This is a genomic window from Streptomyces sp. HNM0574, assembly GCF_012726235.1.
Classification (GTDB): Bacteria; Actinomycetota; Actinomycetes; order Streptomycetales; family Streptomycetaceae; genus Streptomyces.
On the sequence record NZ_JAASAH010000009.1, the window covers coordinates 104,962 to 121,607 of the forward strand.

Here is a 16,646-nt window from a genome sequence, read left to right on the forward strand (position 1 = left end):
GGCCACCGCGCACCCGACTCCCGACCGCTTTCCCGGACAGCAGGAGATCCCGTGTTCGCCAACCCGAAGGTGCGCAAGGCCACTTCGGTCCTCGCCAGATACTTTCTCTGGCTCTTCGTCGCGCTGGTGCTCGCGCGCCTGGTCTTCGACTACGCCCTGCCCTGGGACTGGGTGCCGCTGGTCCTCTCCGTCCTGCTGACGCTCGTCCGCGGGCCGGGCGCGGCGAAGACCCCGCGCGGGCGCACGTCCGCCGGCCCGGAAACCACCTCCGGGGAGGGTGCCGACGGCGCGCGGCTCCCCGTCGAGGTGGAGAGCCCGGTGCGGGGGCGCTGGGTTGCGCTGAACAGCCCGGCGGACAAGACCCCCAGCCACGGCACGCACGCCTACGGCCAGACGTTCGCCATCGACATCGTGGCCGACCCCGAGGAGGGCGGGCAGCAGCGCCCGGCGTTCGGCTGGTGGCCCCTGTCGCGGGGCAACGGCGATTTCCCCGCGTTCGGCGCCCCCGTACTGGCCGTGGGTGACGCGACGGTGGTGCACGCCTCGGACCACCGCCGGGACCACCGGAGCCGCAACTCGTACCCGGCGCTGCTGTATCTGGTGTTCGAGGCGCTGTTCCGCGAGCTCGGCGGCCCGGGGCAGATCGTCGGCAACCACGTGGTGCTCGATCTCGGCGACGGCAGGTACGCGCTGTACGCGCATCTGCGGCGCGGTTCGCTCGCCGTCCGCGAGGGCGAGCGCGTCACGGCCGGCCAACTCCTCGCCCGCTGCGGCAACTCGGGCAACTCCACGGAACCGCACGTCCACTTCCAGCTGATGGACCACCACGACCTGGAGGCGGCCAGCGGCCTGCCCTTCACCTGGCGCGGCATCGGCGTCCCCGCCAACGGCGCGCACTTCACCGAAGCGCCCCGCACCTCCGCGGACGCGGGCGGCCAGGCGTAGCCGGGCGCGGCCCAACGGGCCCTGCCCAGGCGGGTGTTGCGGGCGGGCGCGGCCGCTTCGGGCGTCACTCCTCCGTCGGCGGATTGGTGAAGGTCAGCATCCGCCGGGGTTCGATGCGGGCCCAGGACAGCTCCCGCATCCAGCGGTCCCATGCGGCCTGCCCGTATTCCTCGACGAGGCAGGCCAGCAGCCCGGGATCCTCGGCGGGGTCCACCTCGTGTGCCGTGCCGTGGACGGTGATCTGGAGCCGCTCGCGGTCGATCACGGAGGCGGAGACGGCCGGGCGGGCCCGGATGTGCCGGAAGCGGAACGAGCCGGGGTCGGAGCCGAAGTGCAGCCGCCCTCGGTAGAGGAGCCCGTCGACGGGTCCGACGCGCGGCTCCCCTCGCGAGGTCGTGGTCGCCAGCGCCATCACCCGCACGTGCCGCATCGCCTCGACGACTCCGGCGGTGTCCAGGCGGCGGTCCTCGCCGATGATCGACCGCGTGTGCGCGCCGGACTTCGCGTAGGAGTCGTCCAGCAGGCGCCGCATCCACTCCAGGTCCTCGGATGTCTCCCGCATCCCGCCAGTCTGCCCGGTCCGCGCCGCGCACGCGCCTGATTCCCGCCAGGGTCAGTCGCGGGCCGGGCGGGCGGCCGCCGTGCGGCGCAGGCGGGAGCGGACGGCGCGCTGGGCGACGGGGCCGAGCTCCTCCAGGGCCGTGGCCATCGCGGCGAGCTGTTCGAGCGCGTCGAGGGCGCGCGCGGCACCGTCCGGGTCGACGCCCTCGTAGAGCTCCAGGCCGACGAACGAGGCCGACACCGCCCTGGCCAGCCCCGCGACGTCCACGAACTCGCTCAGCGGGGTCCCCGCGAGCACCCGCCCGAGCACCTGCTCGATCTCGTCGGTCCACAGCGCGAGACCGGCCGCGGTGGCGGGCGCCGTACGCGGCTGGGACTGCGCCCCGGCGAGCAGCTGCCCGAGTACGGCGACATGCCCGCCGTCCCGCTCGGTGACGTGCAACTCGCGGGCGAGCGCGAGGAGTTCGGCGAGCGTCGTCACCCCGGCGAGGCGGTCGCGGTAGACGTCGACGCGCTGCTCCGCACCGTGCCGGCAGGCGGCGGCGAGGAGTTCGTCGACGCTGCCGAAGTGGTAGAAGACCAGCCCCTGGTTGACGCCTGCGGCCGCGGCGATCGTCCGGGCCGAGGCCTTGGCGAAGCCCTGTTCGGTCAGCACGGTGAGGGCGCCCGCCAGCAGCTTCGTACGGGTGTCGTTGCTCATGGTCCCGTACTCTCACATGCGCCCCGGCGCGCTCCCCCGGCGCCCACCGGACGCCCGCTCACGCCCGCGCCTCCTCGCGCACGGGACGGAGGCCGGGGCGGGGGCCGCGCGCCAGAGCGGTGTACTCGGCGGTGAAGCTGCCCTCGTAGCCGAACAGCGGCCCGAAGTACCGGTTGCCGACCCGGACCTGGATGCGGAAGCGGTCCGCCGCCTCGTCGTAGGACTCGCGCACGAGGGCGTCTCCCCCGATCAGCTCCGGCACCCGCACGTCCAACCGGCCCTCCCGGAACCGGTGTTCACCGGAGCGAATGACCAGCGCCCCGGCCTCGTCCACCTCGGGCCACAGGTCGGTGGCGAGGTGCTGGTGGGTGCCGAGGTAGTCGACGATGCGGCCGCGTTCGGGGCTGTAGATCATGGTCGCGTCGAACCGCCGCACCCGCCCGGGGAAGGCGAAGCTGCGGACGAAGGTGACGGTTTCGCGCCCGTGGGAGTCGCGGTACGGGACGTTCTCGATCGTGAACGGGATGTTCCGGCCCGCCTCGGGAACGAGGATGTTCCGGCTGCCGCCCAGCGCCAGAAAGGGACGCACCCAGCCGGGCCCGTGCCAGACCCGGTCCATCACCCCGCGCCCGACGCACGCCTCACCACTGTCGATCCCGGTGCCGAACCGCCGCTGGAGACGCGGGTGGAGGCGGGCGAAGTCGTCGCCGAGGGCCTGCTGGAAGATCGAGGTCATGGCTGCTCCAGTCGTTCGAGGAGGACGGGCGGGGTGGCCGTCTCGCGGCGCACGGGACGGCGTCGGCAGCGCCGGGCGGCAGGCGTCCCCGGCAGCGGCGGCACCAGGACGGCACCGCCCGCGAGCAGCAGCACGGCGGCCCACCGGACCGTCCCCGCGAGCACGCCCGACAGGCCACCGCCCGGTTCCGGCACCGACAGGCCGTACGCGACGGCGGCCGCGGCACCGAGGGCGAGCGCGCGGAGGGCGAGTTCGCCCAGCGCGCGCCGGAGTGCGGACTCGGGCGTGATGCCGCGTTCGCACCACAGCCGGAGCCGGTCGAAGGACCAGGCCGTGGCCCAGCCCATGAGCGGACGGAAGAGGAAGCGGTCGGCGACCCGTCCGAACGCTCCCCACCTGGGCACGTAGTCGTACCCGGTGAGGAACCGGACGTGCGGGGCGCCGAGACCCCCGTCCTCGGCGCCCCGCACGGACGGACCCCCGGAACCGGGCGCCTCCGGGACGTAACGCCAGTACCCCCGGCCGTCGACGAGGGGGCACAGCGGGTGCGGCGAGCTGAAGCGGAGCGCCGACGTCCGGGTGCCGTCGGGGCGGCGCTTCTCGCCCGCGGAGATCCCGGTGCCGGAGATCGTCCAGCCGGGGAGCGGCCGGACCCCGTAGCGGAACCGCAGCGGCGCGTCCGCGGAGGCGCGCGGCAGCGGGTCGATGTACGTGAACCGCAGGTCCCAGCGCTGGTGTTGGTCCGGCTGCTGGGTGCGGCCCCAGATCACGTCGAGGTCGGCCCCGATCAGCGTCTCCACGTAGAGCCCCGGCCCCATCCCTCGTCCCCCTCCGACGGTGGAGCGACCACCCCCCGTTTGAGCGGTCGCTCAACACGGACAGTACGAGGTTTTGAGCGCCTGCTCAACTCCTCGTCCGGGAGCGGGGTTTCCCACCACGCGGCGAGGAACGGCCGGGAGTCGACGCTCCGCACGTCCGCAACCGGTCACGGGGCGGGCGCCGCGCGCCGTCCGAATCCGGTCTGGCGCGCGAAAGCCGGGCCGCACTCGGACAGTTGCGACGAGAAGGAGCCCGCGCCACGCGCGGCACCACCGCGAGCCGCACCGGACGACGACGGCCCGCCCCACCGTCCCGGGGCCGAACACCTGCGCGTCCCGCACCGGTTGCTCACCCCTTCGCGTGAGCGCACTTACGGGTGAAGTCCACCGGGGCAGGGCAGGGCCAGGGGTCCGCGAGATGACGACGTGTCGGATTCCGTGCGTTTCGCCGCCGCTCAGATTCGGCCATCGCCGCGAGCGCCAACTCGGCTGGACAGACAGGGCAGTTGACGCTCAGTCACCGGCTCGGGACCGTGAGCGGCGCGGCCGGAGCCGCGCGGCGGAGTCCTGGCAGCGCAGGGGCACAGGTGCACACCTGAACCAACTATTGGCCGACGAGCGACAGTTCGAATGTGATTCCTGAGCGTGATCCGGTTAGTCTCTGCGCATTCAGCACAGCAACATTCCTCACCAGCTCGACCATTCCTCAAGTTTGTCCGAAGTCACCAGGCTGCTACCGTCCGTGCCCCACCGGATCCGGACAGTCCACACGACAGCCCGGCCGTCCTTCGCCTCCGTCCCCGCAGTTTCGTTCCTGCGCCCTCGGCGTACGGACCGGGACCGTGGACGGCGCCCGCACTCCACAGAGCGGCGGGCGGGGCAGGACGGACCGACGGCGCGGTCGGAGCACAGGGTGACAGCGGCCGCTCGGCGCCGGACCGCCGGCCGGAGGGCTGCGGATTCCGCAGCTCCCCCGGCCCCCCACGCCGGACCAGGCACCGCCCCGTCGGGCAGCGTTCGGGCCCGCACCGCCCGGCTCCGTCCCGCCCGGCCCGGCAGCACCCCGTCGGGCCCAGGACGCGCACCGGCCGCGGGCCGGACCGTCCGACAGCGGCCGCACGTCCCGAAACCCTCCTCTAGGAAGCCATGACACAAGACATACAGGGTGTGTTGTTCTGGTGCCTGGCCGCCGGCCTGCTCGCCATCACCGTCCTGCTGTTCCGCCAGCGGCACATCACGTCGACCGTGCGCAAGCGCAACGCGGAGCTGACCGACGGGCTGCGGGCGCGGGACGTGGAGGTGCAGCACCTGGCCTCGGTGCGGCTGCCCGCACTGGAGGACTCCCTGCACCAGCCGGTGCCCGAGACGGGGCTGCTCCATCCGCAGCTCGTGGGCACGGAGTTCGCGTACAGCCTCGAAGGTGTGGTGGAGCGGTTCTCCGGCGCGGTCGAGCGCGCGCAGGCGCGGGCCGACGCCTCGGCGAAGGCCGCGCTGAAGACCTCGATGCGTTCCATCCAGGCGCTGGCGAACGAGCAGCAGATGTCCATCTCCGAGATGCAGAACCGGCACCACCAGCCGGACGTGCTCCAGGACCTGCTGGAGATCGACCACGCGAACTCCCAGTTCGGCCGCCGCGCCCAGGCGATCGCCGTGCTCTGCGGCTCCTGGCCGGGACGGCAGCGGGCCGCCTCCGCGCTCACCGACGTGGTGCGCGGGGCGACTTCGCGCATCCGTGACTACCGCCGCGTCCGGATACACGGACAGGTCGACATCGCCGTGGTCAGCCGCGCCGTCGAGCCGGTGGTGCTCGCGCTGGCCGAGCTGCTGGACAACGCGGCGCGGCACTCGCAGCCCAACACCCAGGTGGAGGTCAACCTCCAGACGGTGCACAACGGCGCCTGCGTGATCATCGACGACGCCGGCATCGGCATGGACGGCCAGGTCGCGCAGCGGGCCACGACGCTGCTCTCGGGGCAGCAGACGGTGGACGTCACCCGGCTCGACGATCCGCCGCAGTTCGGGTTCCCGGTCATAGGCGTGCTGGCGGCGCGGTACGGCTTCAGCGTCTCCGCAGACACGCGTTCCCCGTACGGCGGTGTGCGTGCCGTGCTGTTCCTGCCGGGCGAGCTGCTCACGCATCTCGCGCCGGAGGAACCGGCCGCGCCCGTCGCGGCCTCCGTGCCGGCACCGGCGCGGGGCGGGGCGGCGGAGCAGCAGTGGCAGGCGCCGCGGCAGTCCGCTCCGCAGCGGCAGGCACAGCACCAGCAAGCACCGCGGGCGGCACAGCGGCCCGTGGCGCCGGCGGCGCAGCCCGCCGCGTCCGCGCCGCAGGCGCCCGCGCCGCGGGCCGCCACCGGCGCGGGCGCCGCGGCGGGTGACGCGAGGCCGGGACAAGGCGCAGGGGATGCCATGGCAACAGGCAGCACCGGGGAGAAAACGGCGGGCGGCCTGCCCAAGCGCCGCCGCCACACGCCACGGCAGGCGGCCGGGACGCAGTCCGCGGGCGCCGGTGCCGGACCTTCGGGGACGCAGTCCGGGGCGCAGTCGGGAATGCAGGGCGGCATGCAGCCCTGGCACGTCGGCGCCCCGTCCGGGGCGCACCTGGGGGTGCCCTCCGCCGCGCAGCCGGGCGGGCGGGGAGCGCAGGGAACGCCGGGCACGGAGGACGCCGGCGCCCGGTCGGCTCAGGAAACCGCCCAGCGGATGGGCGCGTTCGCGCGAGGCACGAGGTCCGGTCGTGAAGCCCGAGACGATGAAGGGAAGCCGCAAGAATGATCGACGCAGTGGCCAACGAGCTGGGCTGGATGCTCGACGAGGTCCTCAAGGTGCCCGAAGCACGGCACGCGATCCTGCTGTCCGCCGACGGGATGCTCCGTTCGCATTCCGCGGACATCAGCCGGGACGACGCGGAGCGTCTGGCGGCGGGACTGTCGGGTCTGCAGTCGATCAGCCGCAGCACGGCCGAGTTCTGCGGGACGCCGGACACGCCGTGGCGGCAGACGCTGATCGAGTTCGCGCACGGTTACGTGTTCCTCGTCGCCGCCGGTGAGGGCGCGTATCTCGCGGTCTCCACGAGCGCGGAGGTGGACATGGAAGCGGTGACGTACCGCATGCACAAGCTGGTCGACCGGCTCGGCCGGGAACTGACCAGTCCGGCGCGGCGGGATACCGGCGCCCCGGCATGACCCCGCCCCGCCAACGGACGGAAGGGCTGGTGCGGCCCTACGTCGTCACTGACGGACGCGCCTATCCGACCCGCAACACGCTGGATCTGGTCACGTTGCTGGTCTCCGTCACTGACCCGGCGATCTCCGGGCTGAGCCCGGAGAAACGGCGGCTGGTGGACCTGTGCCGCCCGGGGGCACTGTCCGTCGCCGAGGTGGCAGGTCATCTGTCGCTGCCCGTCAGCGTCGTGAAGGTGCTGGCCGCCGACCTGATGGACAGCGGCCACATAGTGACCCGCGCCCCGATCCCCTCGGCCCAGCCGACAGACGCCCGAATCCTCCAGGAGGTGCTCGATGGACTCCGCGCCCGGCTCTGAGGCGGTCTATCTGCGCAGCAGTGTGCAGACGGCCGTCAAGCTCCTGGTGGTGGGTCACTTCGCCGTCGGCAAGACGACGTTCGTCGGTTCGATGTCGGAGATCAGGCCGCTGCACACCGAAGAGGTGATGACGCAGGCGGGAGCGCTCGTCGACGACCTGGCCGGTACGAAGGACAAGACGACCACCACGGTCGCCATGGACTTCGGCCGGCTGACGCTCAGCGAGTCCCTGGTGCTGTACCTGTTCGGCGCTCCGGGCCAGGAGCGCTTCACCCAGCTGTGGCAGGACATGACGCGGGGTGCGCTGGGCGCGCTGGTGCTCGCCGACACCCGGCGGCTGGAGCAGTCCTTCGGCGTGATGGGGCTGCTGGAGGAGCACGGTCTGCCGTACGCCGTCGCGATCAACCACTTCGACGAGGCACCCGTGTACGACGAGGCGGAGATCCGCGAGGCGCTCGACCTGCTGCCGGAGACGCCGCTGGTCACCTGCGACGCGCGGGACTACACCTCCTCCGCCACGGCGTTGATCTCCCTCGTCGAATATCTGCAGACCCGAATCAGCGAGCCGCACTCACTGGAGCACGTGTGACGTCACAGCCCCACTCCGCCCCCCTGCCGCCGCCGGGCTGCCCCGCGCACGGCACCGGGCCCGCGCCGGGCGCCGGTCCGCTGCCGGGCTCGGGGCCTGCGACGGCGGGCCCGGTGCGTGAGCCCATGTACGGCCCGGACTTCGCCGCCGATCCGTCCGCCGTGTACGCGCGGCTGCGGCGGTCGGGGCCGATCGCGCCGGTCGAACTGGCCCCGGGCGTCGACGCGCAGCTGGTGCTGGGCTTCGACGCCGCGCTGCACGTGCTGCGCAGCCCGGAGACGTTCTCGAAGGACCCGCGCCGCTGGCGGGCGCTGAACGAGGGCATAGTGCCGGCGGACAGTCCGGTCGTCCCGATGATGATGCACCGGCCCAACTGCCTGTTCGCGGACGGCGAGGAGCACCGGCGGCTGCGCGAGGCGGTCTCGGACAGCCTCGACCACGTCGACCCGGCCGCGCTGCGCGGCTACGTCGAGCAGAGCGCGGACACCCTGATCGACCGGTTCGCGCCCACCGGCGAGGCGGACCTGCTCGGCGAGTACGCGCAGGTGCTGCCGCTGCTGGTGTTCAACCAGCTGTTCGGCTGCCCGCCGGACCTCGGGGACAAGCTCGTCGAGGGCATGTCCGGGATCTTCGACGGGGTCGACGCGGAGGCGGCGAACGCGCTGCTGACGCAGACCACCGCCGAACTCGTCGCGCTCAAGCGGCGGAAGCCGGGACCGGACGTGACGTCCTGGCTGATCGCGCACCAGGCGGGTCTCAACGACGAGGAGATGATGCACCACATCGTCGTCCTCATGGGCGCGGGTACGGAGCCGCAGCAGAACCTGATCGCGAACGGGCTGCGGCTGCTGCTCGCCGACGACCGGTTCTCCGGCAGCCTCTCCGGCGGCAGCCTGCCCGTCGAGGACGCGCTCGACGAAGTGCTGTGGATGGACCCGCCGATGGCGAACTACGGCGTGCACTTCGCGGTGCGGGACACCGAGTACGCGGGTGTCCCGATCCGCGCGGGCGAGCCGCTGGTGGTGAGCTTCGCCGCGGCGAACACCGACCCGTCGATCGCCTCGGACCAGCGCGCCGGCAACCGTGCCCACCTCGCGTGGAGCGCGGGCCCGCACTCGTGCCCCGCGCAGGGTCCGGCGCGGCTGATCGCGGCGGTCGCGGTGGAGAAGCTGCTGGACCGGCTCCCGGACATGGAACTGGCCCTGCCCGTCGACCAGTTGATCTGGCGTCCCGGCCCGTTCCACCGGGCGCTCCAGTCCCTGCCGGTGCGGTTCCCCGCGACGGCGGTGTCCTCGGCGGACGGCCGGCCGGAGACGGCGGACGCGGCCTCGGCAACGGCGGCCGGTGCGCCGGGTGTTGCCGGTGCGGCGGACGCGTCCTCCGGCGCGCCCGCGCCGATCACGTCCTCCGCCGGGGTGTCCGGCGGGGGTGTCCCGGCCGCGCGGCCGAGTCAGGGCGCGCAGGTTCCCGGCCCGCGGGGCAGCGGGCCGCGCCGGATGTGGAGTTCGCTGCGCGCCTGGTGGCGCGGCGGCGAGTGACGCGCGGGGTGGCCCGGGTCCCAGGCCCCTTCCGAGGTCCGGTCGGGGGCCGGGTGCGGGCCACCCCGCGGGCGCTCAGCCCGTGATGCGCGCAGGCAGAGCGCGGTGCCCGTTGGAGATGAACGACTCGACGGGGACGAGCCGTTCGTCCGGGACCGCGAGGGCCAGGTCCGGGAAGCGCGCGAACAGCGCGGGCAGCGCGGTCCTGGCCTCCAGCCGGGCGAGTGCCGCGCCGACGCAGAAGTGCACCCCGTAGCCGAAGGCCAGGTGCTCCTTGTCGGCCCGGCGGACGTCGAACTCCTCGGCGTTCTCGCCGTGCCGGCCCGGGTCGCGTCCGGCGGCCGCGTAGGCGCAGAGGATGGCCTCGCCCTGGCGGATGACGGTGCCGTCGTCGAGCTCGATGTCCTCGACGGCGTACCGCAGCGGGAGGTTGGCGACCGGGGCCCGGGAGCGCAGCGTCTCCTCGATCACGTCGTCCCAGGTGGCGCGTCCGGCGCGGACGTGCTCCAGCTGCTCCGGGTGGGTGAGCAGCGCGTGGACGGCGTTGTCGATCAGGTTGACGGTCGTCTCGTGGCCCGCGCTGATCATGAGGACGAGGGTGTCGACCATCTCGCGCTCGCTGAGCCGGGTGCCGCCGCCCTCGTCGTCGCGGGCGGCGATGAGCGCTGAGGTCATGTCGTCGCCGGGGTTCTCCCGCTTGTCGGCGACGAGCTGTCCGAGGATCTCGTACAGCCGCGCGTAGGTGCTGGTGACCTCTTCGGGGTCGGCCGAGGTGTGGAAGATGCTGTCGACGACCTGGCGCAGCTCCTCGCCGCCTTCCTCCGGCAGCCCGAACAGGTCGCTGATGACCCGGATCGGGATGGGGTAGGCGAAGTGCTCGCGCAGGTCGACGGGTGCACCGTCCCGCCCGGCCTCGGCTATTCGGTCCAGCAGCTGCCCGGTGATCTCCTCGATGCGCGGGGCCAGCAGCGCCGAGCGGCGGGCGGTGAAGGCCTTGGAGACGAGGGTGCGCAGGCGTTTGTGCTCACTGCCGTAGGCGGTGAACATGTTCTGCACCGCGACCCAGGTGAACAGCGGCCACTCGGGCGATATCTCGCCGTTCTGCCACATCGGCCAGTGCTTGTTGGGGTCCTTGGAGACCCGGGGGTCGGTGAGCAGCCGCTTGAGGACGTCCTGTCGGGTGAGGGCCCAGGCCGCCACGTCGCCGGGGAGCTCGACGCGTACGGCGGGTCCCTCTGCTCGTAAACGGGCCGCCTCCCCGTAGATGTCGGAACCTGTCGGGTCGATGGCGACAGTCTGCAGGGGGATACTCATTCACAACCTCGCAGAGGTACGTCCGATGATGATCACCGGAGGGGGCAGAGCGCCCGGACTGTACTACGGAACGCCAGGCCATGGCCATGGGTAACCGGTCCGTGACGACACGTCAAGACCCCTGATACAGGCGCCTGTTGATCGTTCCCTTCCCTCGAATCGGCTCTCGAATACCTATCCGGACGCGCGGTCGCGGAGGACCCGCTCGGTGTGCGCGTCGGCGGGGAAGAACAGCTCGATCGCCAGCTCGGAGAGGGTGATGTCGGCCGGGGCGCCGAAGGTCGCCATCGTGCTGAACATCGACAGCTCCCCGTGCGGCGTACGGAACCGGAGCGGGACCAGCACCTGCGACGCCCCCGCCTCCCCGTCCGTCCCGGGAACCGGCGCCGGGCCGCCGCCGTACCCGCGCACCTCCTCGTACAGCGCGCGCAGGCCCGGGTCGCCGGTGGCATTGGCCTGGCGGAGGACGCGGTCGAGGAAGTGGCCGCGCACCTCGGCGAGGTTGACGCACCGCGCGGCGAGCCCGTCCGGGTGCAGGGCGAGGCGTACGACGTTCACCGGAGTGCGGTGCAGCAGCTCCGGGGTCACGCCCTCGGTCAGCACGGCCAGGGCGCCGTTCCCGGCCACCAGGTTCCACTGCCGGTCCACGACCACGCCCGGGTACGGCTCGTGGCCCGCGAGCAGCGTGTCCAGCGCGCCGCGCACGGCCGCCATGTTCGCGTCGTCCAGGCCGCTCTCGCGGAACTCGGGCGCGTACCCGGCCGCCTGCAGCAGGTCGTTGCGCTCGCGCAGCGGTACGTCCAGGTGCTCGGCGAGGCGCAGCACCATCGGGCGGCTGGGGCGCGCCTTGCCCGTCTCGACGCAGGAGAGGTGGCGGGCCGAAGTGTCCGCCTCCAGCGCGAGCGCCAGCTGGCTCAGCCCCCGGGCCCGCCGCCAGCCGCGCAGCAGGGTGCCGAACGGGGGCAGCCGGCGGCCCCGGTTCACGGTCGCGTCCACGCTCATGCGCCGAGGGTAGCCGGTCAACTCCCATGACCCGGGAGGTCATTGAGGGTCCGGCGGCCGCACGGCGAGGATGCCGTCACCGGGCACGCGGCCCGGACGTCCCGCCCGGCGCCCCGGGCCCCCGAAGCAGCCCGACGGAGGTACCCCGTGCCCGCAGACGCCCTCTCCCCCGCGGCTTCCCCGGCCCCCGCACCGCCCGCCGGTGATCCGGCGGCGCTGTTGCGTACGGTGCTCCGCGTCGACAGCGTGGGCACCGCCGTCTCCGGCGGGGTGCTGACCGCCGGGTGCGGGCTGCTGGCGCCGCTCACCGGCATGCCGCTCGCCTTCGCCCTGGCCTTCGGGGTCTTCCAGCTCGGCGGGGCCGCGGCGCTCGCGCTGATCGCCGGGTACCCGGTGCTGCCGCGCGCGCTGGTCCGCGCGGTGATCGGCGTCAACCTGGTCTCGTGCGCGGGGTGTCTGGTGCTGGCCTTCTCGGGGCTGCTGCCGCTGACGGGGGCCGGGCGAGTCCTCCTCGCCGTCGGCGCGCTGTTCGTCGGCGTCTTCGCCGAGCTCGAACTCCTGGGCCTGCGGCGGATGGTGGGCACGCGCCGCCGGGGGTGAGCACCTGGCCGGGGACGGGACGGCGGGCCGGGCCCGCCGTCCCGTCCGTCACGCGGCCGCGGTTCAGCTCGCGGACTGCGGCACGGGCTGCGGCTCGGCGGGCTGCCGGGGCGCGGGCGCCCGCAGGTCCACGGCTCCCGCCGGGACCGGGACGGCGGCGAAGATCTCGCCCTGCTGGGCCTGGAGTTCCTCGCGGCGCTCGGGCGGGGTGCTCGGGAGGCGCTGCTCCTCGTACAGCTTGTGCGTGGTCTCCTGCGCCTGCTTGCTCTCCGGGGTGTGGAACTGCACCTCGTAGACGTGCCCGCCCGGCTCCCGCCAGGCCGCGTTGACGGCCTTGTAACCCCGGTCCCTGCTCCAGGTGTTGGCCCAGCGGACGCTGTCGTCACCCCAGGCCGACAGCAGCCCGGAGGCGCGGGTGACGCCCGAGGTGTACTCGCCCGTCGGCCACACCAGGGTGTAGCGCACGGAGTCGTTGATGCCGGACAGCGCGTTGTTGACGGTCAGCCCCGGGTCCTCCTTCATCCAGGTCGCGACCTTCCGCTTCAGCGAGTCCGGGGACTTCAACCGGTGGTCGAAGCCCTTGAGTTCGGCTCCGGACATGACCGCGGCCGCGCGCACCCGCGGGCTGATGTCCTTCTCGGCCGTGCGTGCCCGGTCCAGGAACCGGTCGACGGTGCGGTTGTCGTTCGGGCTGAGCCGCAGGTCGCCCTGCTGCCAGCCCTCCGAGGTGCCCGGCGCCGGAACCGGCCTGGTCTCGGGACCGGCCGGGCCCGGCGCGGCGGCCGTGCCCCTCCGGCTGTCCTGGCCGCTCTCGGCCGGTGCGGCGGAAGCCTGGACGGCGCCCGCGCTGAGCGCGGTCACGAGCGCGGCGGTGGCGACGGTACGGATGCCCCGGTGGCTGGAGTTCATCGAGCTCTCTTCCTGTGCCCACGCACCGCACGTCCGGTGTGCGGTGCCACGGGAAGATCAACGACGTCTCCGGCGCGGAGGATGCGTTCCGGCCCGCTAGCCCGCGCGCACCCCCGCCGGGGGCTGTGCCTCCTCGGCCGGCCGCGCGCCGGGCGGGGCGACGCCCAGCAGTTCGCCGGCCACGGTGTACGGCGACTCGTCCCGCGTCCGGGCCAGCGCGATCACGGCGCGGCACGCCAGTTCGTCCACGCCGAAGAACAGCGCCTCGGGCGAGACCAGGGACGCGGCCTCCGCGCTGCTCCGGTCGTCGCCGTCGGCGCTGGCCGCGACGTAGACCGCGGCCACCTCGAACAGGTTGGCCCCGCGGCGGCGTTGGGGCGGCGGTACGGCGGACCCGTCACCGCCCGTCCCGCCGTGCCCACCGGTCCTGCGCCGTCGCCGGAGGATCCTCTCCCACATGCGTCAACCCCCTGCCTCTGTGCGGTTCCCCCGCCCTACGGCCAGTGTGCGCGGCGGTGCCGGGCGGGGAACCCCGCGTCCGGTGTCACGGCCGCCGCGCCGTGCGCCCCCGCCCTCGCAGCCGGGGGCGGTGCGGCAGCGGGGGCGGCGGCGCGGCGGCCGGCCGCGGGCCCAACCCGCTGGTCATGGCGGCCGGTTGGTCCCGTACTGGGCAGGCCGCGGGCGCGAGCCGGGGCCGTGCGCCCCTGAGCGGGGTACGTCCACCCCGCCCGGGGACGCCCGGCGCGACCCGGCTCGCGCGGCGGGGGCTCACGCCCCGGCGGCCCCCGTCCGCACCACCTCGCCGGAGCCGGTGCCGTCCGCCGGGTCCGTGCCCTCGACGGCCCGGCCCGCGCGCAGTTCGAGCCGGGCGCCGGTGAAGCGGCGGCGGAAGGCGCGGTCGTGGGAGACGCAGACGACCGTCCCCGCGAAGGACGCGAGGGCCTCCTCCAGTTCCTCGACGAGGGAGAGCGCCAGGTGGTTGGTCGGCTCGTCCAGGACCAGCAGGTCGGCGGGGCCCGTGACCAGCCGGGCGAGCTCCAGCCGGCGCTGCTGGCCGACGGACAGCCGCGCCACCGGAACCGTCAGCTCCTCCTCGCGGAACAGCCCGAGGGCCAGCAGCGCGTCCGCGTGCTCCTCGGGCGGCCCGGGGCGACCCGCCGCGAAGGCCGTCAGCAGCGGCTGCCGCGAGGGCCGCGGCGGCAGCTCCTGCGGCAGGTGGCCGACGGCCTCCGGCAGGCGCACCCGGCCCTCGTCCGGGACCAGCCGCCCGGCGAGGACCCGCAGCAGGGTGCTCTTGCCCGCGCCGTTCGGACCCGAGACGAGCAGCCGCCCGCCCGGCGCGACGGACAGCTCCGGCAGCCACAGCCGCCGCCCCACCCGGACCTCAGCCAGCTCGACGGGCGCGTGCCCGGGGCCTTCCCCGTCCGCGCCCGTGGCCGTCGCCGGACGGGCGGTGAAGCGGAGCGGCTCGGGCGGTGCCGGTACAGGGGCGTTCAGCAGCGCGTCGAGGCGCTGCCGGGCGGCGCGCACCCGGCCGGAGAGCTTCGCCTCGTGCGAGCGGCGGTGCTTGGCGTACCCCTGCCGGGGGTCCCCGCCGGTGGAGGCGAGGCGCTGCCCCGCCGCGTCGACGAGTGCGCGGGTGCGGGCGACCTCGTCCAGCCACTCCTGGCGCTCCTGCTCCCAGCGGCGGCGGGCCGCGGCCTTGGCGGTGCGGTAGCCGTGCCAGCCGTCGCCGTAGCGGCGCACGGTGCGGGTGTCGCGGTCGACGTCGAGGATCGTGGTGGCGACGCGTTCCAGGAAGGCGCGGTCGTGGGTCACGGCGACGACCGTGCCCCGGTGCGCGCGCAGGTGCTCCTCCAGCCAGGACGTGGCGCGCCGGTCGAGGTGGTTGGTGGGTTCGTCGAGGAGCAGCAGTTCCGGGGCGGCGGCCAGGACACAGGCCAGCGCGAGCCGGGACTGTTCGCCGCCGGAGAGCGTGCCCAGCGGCCGCTCCCAGGCGACGCCGGCGAGGCCGAGGCCGTCCAGCGCGGCGGCGACGCGGCTGTCGGCCAGGTAGCCGCCGCGTTCCTCGTAGGTGGTCAACAGCTCGCCGTAGGCGGCGAGTTCCTTGGGTCCGGCCTCGCCGAGCCGTTCCTCGGCGAGACGGATGTCGCGCTCCAGTGCGCGCAGTCCGGCGAGGGCCGCGTCGACGGCGTCCTGGACGGTGTGTGCGGGGTCGAGGTCGAGGGTCTGGGCGAGGTGGCCGGTGCCGCCGGGGAAGGCGACGGTGATCTCCCCGGTGTCCGGCGTCTCGGCTCCGGCGAGCAGCCGCAGCAGCGTGGACTTGCCGGAGCCGTTCTCGCCGATGACGGCAGCCTTCTCACCGGGCCGTACGGTCAGCGACACCGCGTCGAGGACGGTCCTCTCGCCGTAGGTCTTGGAGACGTCCTGCACGGACAGTTGGGCGCGTGCGCGCATGGTCTTTCCCTGGGATGCCGTGCCCCGGGCGCGCTCGGGCAGGGCTGAGCGCGGCTCGGCGGGGCGGGTGGATTCGGTCCGCGTGCGGGGCGGACGCGGGGACCGCGCGGCGGCGCCGGGTGGGCCGGGCGCCGGGGGTCGGCTCCGCGTCGGCGGGTCCGAATCAGAGGAAGAAGATCTGCGTACGCATGCCCTCAAGGGTGCCGGAGCCCGGGCAGTGCGGGCAAACGAATAATAATTTTGCAGAAGATGCAGGTTTGCATACCATGCAAAACATGGCGAAGAAAGCGACCGGAGGCGGCCTCCGCGAACGCAAGAAGCAGGCCACCCGCACCGCCCTCGCGGAGGCCGCCGTCCGGCTCGCCGCCGAGCACGGCGCGGAAGGCGTCACCGTCGAGGCGATCAGCGAGGCGGCCGGGGTCTCCCCGCGCACCTTCTTCAACTACTTCGACACCCGGGACGACGCCTTCGCGATGATCGACGCGGGCATCGGCGAACGCGTACGCCAGGCCGTGCTGGACGCCCCGGCCGAACTGCCCCCGCTCACCGCGCTGCGGGACGCGCTCGCCGCCGAACTCGCCGGGATCGAGAGCCGGCACGAGCTGTGGGACCTGTGGGCCGAGGTGCTGCACGCGTCCCCGCACCTGCTCGTCCGCAGCATGGGCGCGCACCTGGCCGACGAACTGGCCCTGGCCCGCGCCGTCACCCAGCGGTTGCGCGGCGGCGAGGAGGTGCCCGAGGACGAGCCGCCCGGGCTCTACCCGCGCCTGGTCGCCGCCGTGGCGGCCACCGCCGTACGCGTCTCCGTCGCGCACTGGAGCGCCCAGGGCACGGGCGCGGCCGGGCGGAGCGTCCCCTTCGCGGAGATCTTCCGCGAGACCTTCGCCCAGCTCTCCGCCGGCCTCCCGGCCCCCGGCCCCGGCACCGACTGACCCC

17 protein-coding genes are annotated in these 16,646 nt (G+C 74.1%); 8 read left to right on the top strand and 9 right to left on the bottom strand.

Annotated elements, in window-relative coordinates:
• The first annotated feature begins 69 nt into the window (after window positions 1–69).
• Window positions 70–945 carry a M23 family metallopeptidase gene (locus HCC30_RS17105; protein WP_169443563.1) on the top strand — a complete coding sequence of 292 codons (876 nt, stop codon included), beginning with the start codon at window positions 70–72 and terminating at the stop codon, window positions 943–945.
• 64 nt (window positions 946–1,009) lie between these two features.
• Here the strand turns inward: HCC30_RS17105 and HCC30_RS17110 are convergent, their stop codons facing one another.
• Genes HCC30_RS17110 through HCC30_RS17125 form a run of 4 tightly spaced genes read right to left on the bottom strand, consistent with a single transcriptional unit; the run spans window position 1,010 to window position 3,760 of the window.
• On the bottom strand, window positions 1,010–1,507 hold the full coding sequence (locus HCC30_RS17110) for a pyridoxamine 5'-phosphate oxidase family protein (protein WP_169443431.1): 498 nt from the start codon (window positions 1,505–1,507) through the stop codon (window positions 1,010–1,012).
• Window positions 1,508–1,558: 51 nt separating this feature from the next.
• Complete coding sequence (locus HCC30_RS17115; RefSeq protein ID WP_169443432.1) at window positions 1,559–2,206, bottom strand: TetR/AcrR family transcriptional regulator; 648 nt, start codon at window positions 2,204–2,206, stop codon at window positions 1,559–1,561.
• A 58-nt stretch (window positions 2,207–2,264) separates the two neighbouring features.
• Window positions 2,265–2,942, bottom strand: coding sequence for a DUF4166 domain-containing protein (locus HCC30_RS17120; RefSeq protein ID WP_169443433.1), 678 nt, complete (start codon window positions 2,940–2,942; stop codon window positions 2,265–2,267).
• Window positions 2,939–3,760: a hypothetical protein gene (locus HCC30_RS17125; RefSeq protein ID WP_169443434.1), complete on the bottom strand. Its 822-nt coding sequence runs from the start codon at window positions 3,758–3,760 to the stop codon at window positions 2,939–2,941. The genes HCC30_RS17120 and HCC30_RS17125 overlap by 4 nt, the downstream gene beginning before the upstream one ends.
• A 1,146-nt stretch (window positions 3,761–4,906) precedes the next feature.
• Here HCC30_RS17125 and HCC30_RS17130 point away from each other — a divergent pair.
• From HCC30_RS17130 to HCC30_RS17150, 5 genes are all read left to right on the top strand, one after another.
• Window positions 4,907–6,535, top strand: a complete 1,629-nt coding sequence (locus tag HCC30_RS17130; protein ID WP_169443435.1) for a sensor histidine kinase — start codon at window positions 4,907–4,909, stop codon at window positions 6,533–6,535.
• Window positions 6,532–6,945, top strand: a complete 414-nt coding sequence (locus HCC30_RS17135; RefSeq protein WP_169443436.1) for a roadblock/LC7 domain-containing protein — start codon at window positions 6,532–6,534, stop codon at window positions 6,943–6,945. The genes HCC30_RS17130 and HCC30_RS17135 overlap by 4 nt, the downstream gene beginning before the upstream one ends.
• Complete coding sequence (locus HCC30_RS17140) at window positions 6,942–7,301, top strand: DUF742 domain-containing protein (RefSeq protein ID WP_169443437.1); 360 nt, start codon at window positions 6,942–6,944, stop codon at window positions 7,299–7,301. Before HCC30_RS17135 ends, HCC30_RS17140 begins: the two co-directional genes overlap by 4 nt.
• A complete protein-coding gene (locus HCC30_RS17145) occupies window positions 7,279–7,890 on the top strand; it encodes an ATP/GTP-binding protein (protein WP_169443438.1) in 612 nt (203 codons plus the stop codon). The genes HCC30_RS17140 and HCC30_RS17145 overlap by 23 nt, the downstream gene beginning before the upstream one ends.
• A 125-nt stretch (window positions 7,891–8,015) precedes the next feature.
• A complete protein-coding gene (locus HCC30_RS17150) occupies window positions 8,016–9,428 on the top strand; it encodes a cytochrome P450 (RefSeq protein WP_169443564.1) in 1,413 nt (470 codons plus the stop codon).
• 75 nt (window positions 9,429–9,503) lie between these two features.
• On the opposite strand, the gene HCC30_RS17155 is transcribed toward HCC30_RS17150, so the two are convergent.
• Window positions 9,504–10,742: a cytochrome P450 gene (locus HCC30_RS17155; RefSeq protein WP_169443439.1), complete on the bottom strand. Its 1,239-nt coding sequence runs from the start codon at window positions 10,740–10,742 to the stop codon at window positions 9,504–9,506.
• 174 nt (window positions 10,743–10,916) lie between these two features.
• Window positions 10,917–11,744, bottom strand: coding sequence for a helix-turn-helix transcriptional regulator (locus HCC30_RS17160; RefSeq protein ID WP_169443440.1), 828 nt, complete (start codon window positions 11,742–11,744; stop codon window positions 10,917–10,919).
• Window positions 11,745–11,891: 147 nt separating this feature from the next.
• On the opposite strand from HCC30_RS17160, the gene HCC30_RS17165 reads away from it, so the two are divergent.
• Window positions 11,892–12,344, top strand: coding sequence for a hypothetical protein (locus tag HCC30_RS17165; RefSeq protein ID WP_169443441.1), 453 nt, complete (start codon window positions 11,892–11,894; stop codon window positions 12,342–12,344).
• 63 nt (window positions 12,345–12,407) lie between these two features.
• On the opposite strand, the gene HCC30_RS17170 is transcribed toward HCC30_RS17165, so the two are convergent.
• The 3 genes from HCC30_RS17170 to abc-f form a co-directional block, all read right to left on the bottom strand.
• A complete protein-coding gene (locus tag HCC30_RS17170; protein ID WP_169443442.1) occupies window positions 12,408–13,253 on the bottom strand; it encodes an ATP nucleotide 3'-pyrophosphokinase in 846 nt (281 codons plus the stop codon).
• A gap of 96 nt (window positions 13,254–13,349) precedes the next feature.
• Window positions 13,350–13,712 (bottom strand): hypothetical protein, encoded by a 363-nt coding sequence (locus tag HCC30_RS17175; RefSeq protein ID WP_240979661.1) that lies wholly within the window; start codon window positions 13,710–13,712, stop codon window positions 13,350–13,352.
• A gap of 309 nt (window positions 13,713–14,021) precedes the next feature.
• Complete coding sequence (gene abc-f / locus HCC30_RS17180; RefSeq protein ID WP_169443443.1) at window positions 14,022–15,710, bottom strand: ribosomal protection-like ABC-F family protein; 1,689 nt, start codon at window positions 15,708–15,710, stop codon at window positions 14,022–14,024.
• Between the two features lie 275 nt (window positions 15,711–15,985).
• Between abc-f and HCC30_RS17185 the strand changes: the two genes are divergently transcribed.
• Window positions 15,986–16,642 carry a TetR/AcrR family transcriptional regulator gene (locus HCC30_RS17185; protein ID WP_206323936.1) on the top strand — a complete coding sequence of 219 codons (657 nt, stop codon included), beginning with the start codon at window positions 15,986–15,988 and terminating at the stop codon, window positions 16,640–16,642.
• Window positions 16,643–16,646: the final 4 nt, after the last annotated feature.

Bases quoted from the DNA above. Each gene is read 5' to 3' on its own strand.
- HCC30_RS17130 (WP_169443435.1), top strand. From the start codon at position 4,907: ATGACACAAGACATACAGGGTGTGTTGTTCTGGTGCCTGGCCGCCGGC.
- HCC30_RS17110 (WP_169443431.1), bottom strand. From the start codon at position 1,507: ATGCGGGAGACATCCGAGGACCTGGAGTGGATGCGGCGCCTGCTGGAC.
- HCC30_RS17120 (WP_169443433.1), bottom strand. From the start codon at position 2,942: ATGACCTCGATCTTCCAGCAGGCCCTCGGCGACGACTTCGCCCGCCTC.
- HCC30_RS17145 (WP_169443438.1), top strand. From the start codon at position 7,279: ATGGACTCCGCGCCCGGCTCTGAGGCGGTCTATCTGCGCAGCAGTGTG.
- HCC30_RS17170 (WP_169443442.1), bottom strand. From the start codon at position 13,253: ATGAACTCCAGCCACCGGGGCATCCGTACCGTCGCCACCGCCGCGCTC.
- HCC30_RS17185 (WP_206323936.1), top strand. From the start codon at position 15,986: ATGGCGAAGAAAGCGACCGGAGGCGGCCTCCGCGAACGCAAGAAGCAG.
- HCC30_RS17160 (WP_169443440.1), bottom strand. From the start codon at position 11,744: ATGAGCGTGGACGCGACCGTGAACCGGGGCCGCCGGCTGCCCCCGTTC.
- abc-f (WP_169443443.1), bottom strand. From the start codon at position 15,710: ATGCGCGCACGCGCCCAACTGTCCGTGCAGGACGTCTCCAAGACCTAC.
- HCC30_RS17155 (WP_169443439.1), bottom strand. From the start codon at position 10,742: ATGAGTATCCCCCTGCAGACTGTCGCCATCGACCCGACAGGTTCCGAC.
- HCC30_RS17125 (WP_169443434.1), bottom strand. From the start codon at position 3,760: ATGGGGCCGGGGCTCTACGTGGAGACGCTGATCGGGGCCGACCTCGAC.
- HCC30_RS17150 (WP_169443564.1), top strand. From the start codon at position 8,016: ATGTACGGCCCGGACTTCGCCGCCGATCCGTCCGCCGTGTACGCGCGG.
- HCC30_RS17135 (WP_169443436.1), top strand. From the start codon at position 6,532: ATGATCGACGCAGTGGCCAACGAGCTGGGCTGGATGCTCGACGAGGTC.
- HCC30_RS17115 (WP_169443432.1), bottom strand. From the start codon at position 2,206: ATGAGCAACGACACCCGTACGAAGCTGCTGGCGGGCGCCCTCACCGTG.
- HCC30_RS17175 (WP_240979661.1), bottom strand. From the start codon at position 13,712: ATGTGGGAGAGGATCCTCCGGCGACGGCGCAGGACCGGTGGGCACGGC.
- HCC30_RS17140 (WP_169443437.1), top strand. From the start codon at position 6,942: ATGACCCCGCCCCGCCAACGGACGGAAGGGCTGGTGCGGCCCTACGTC.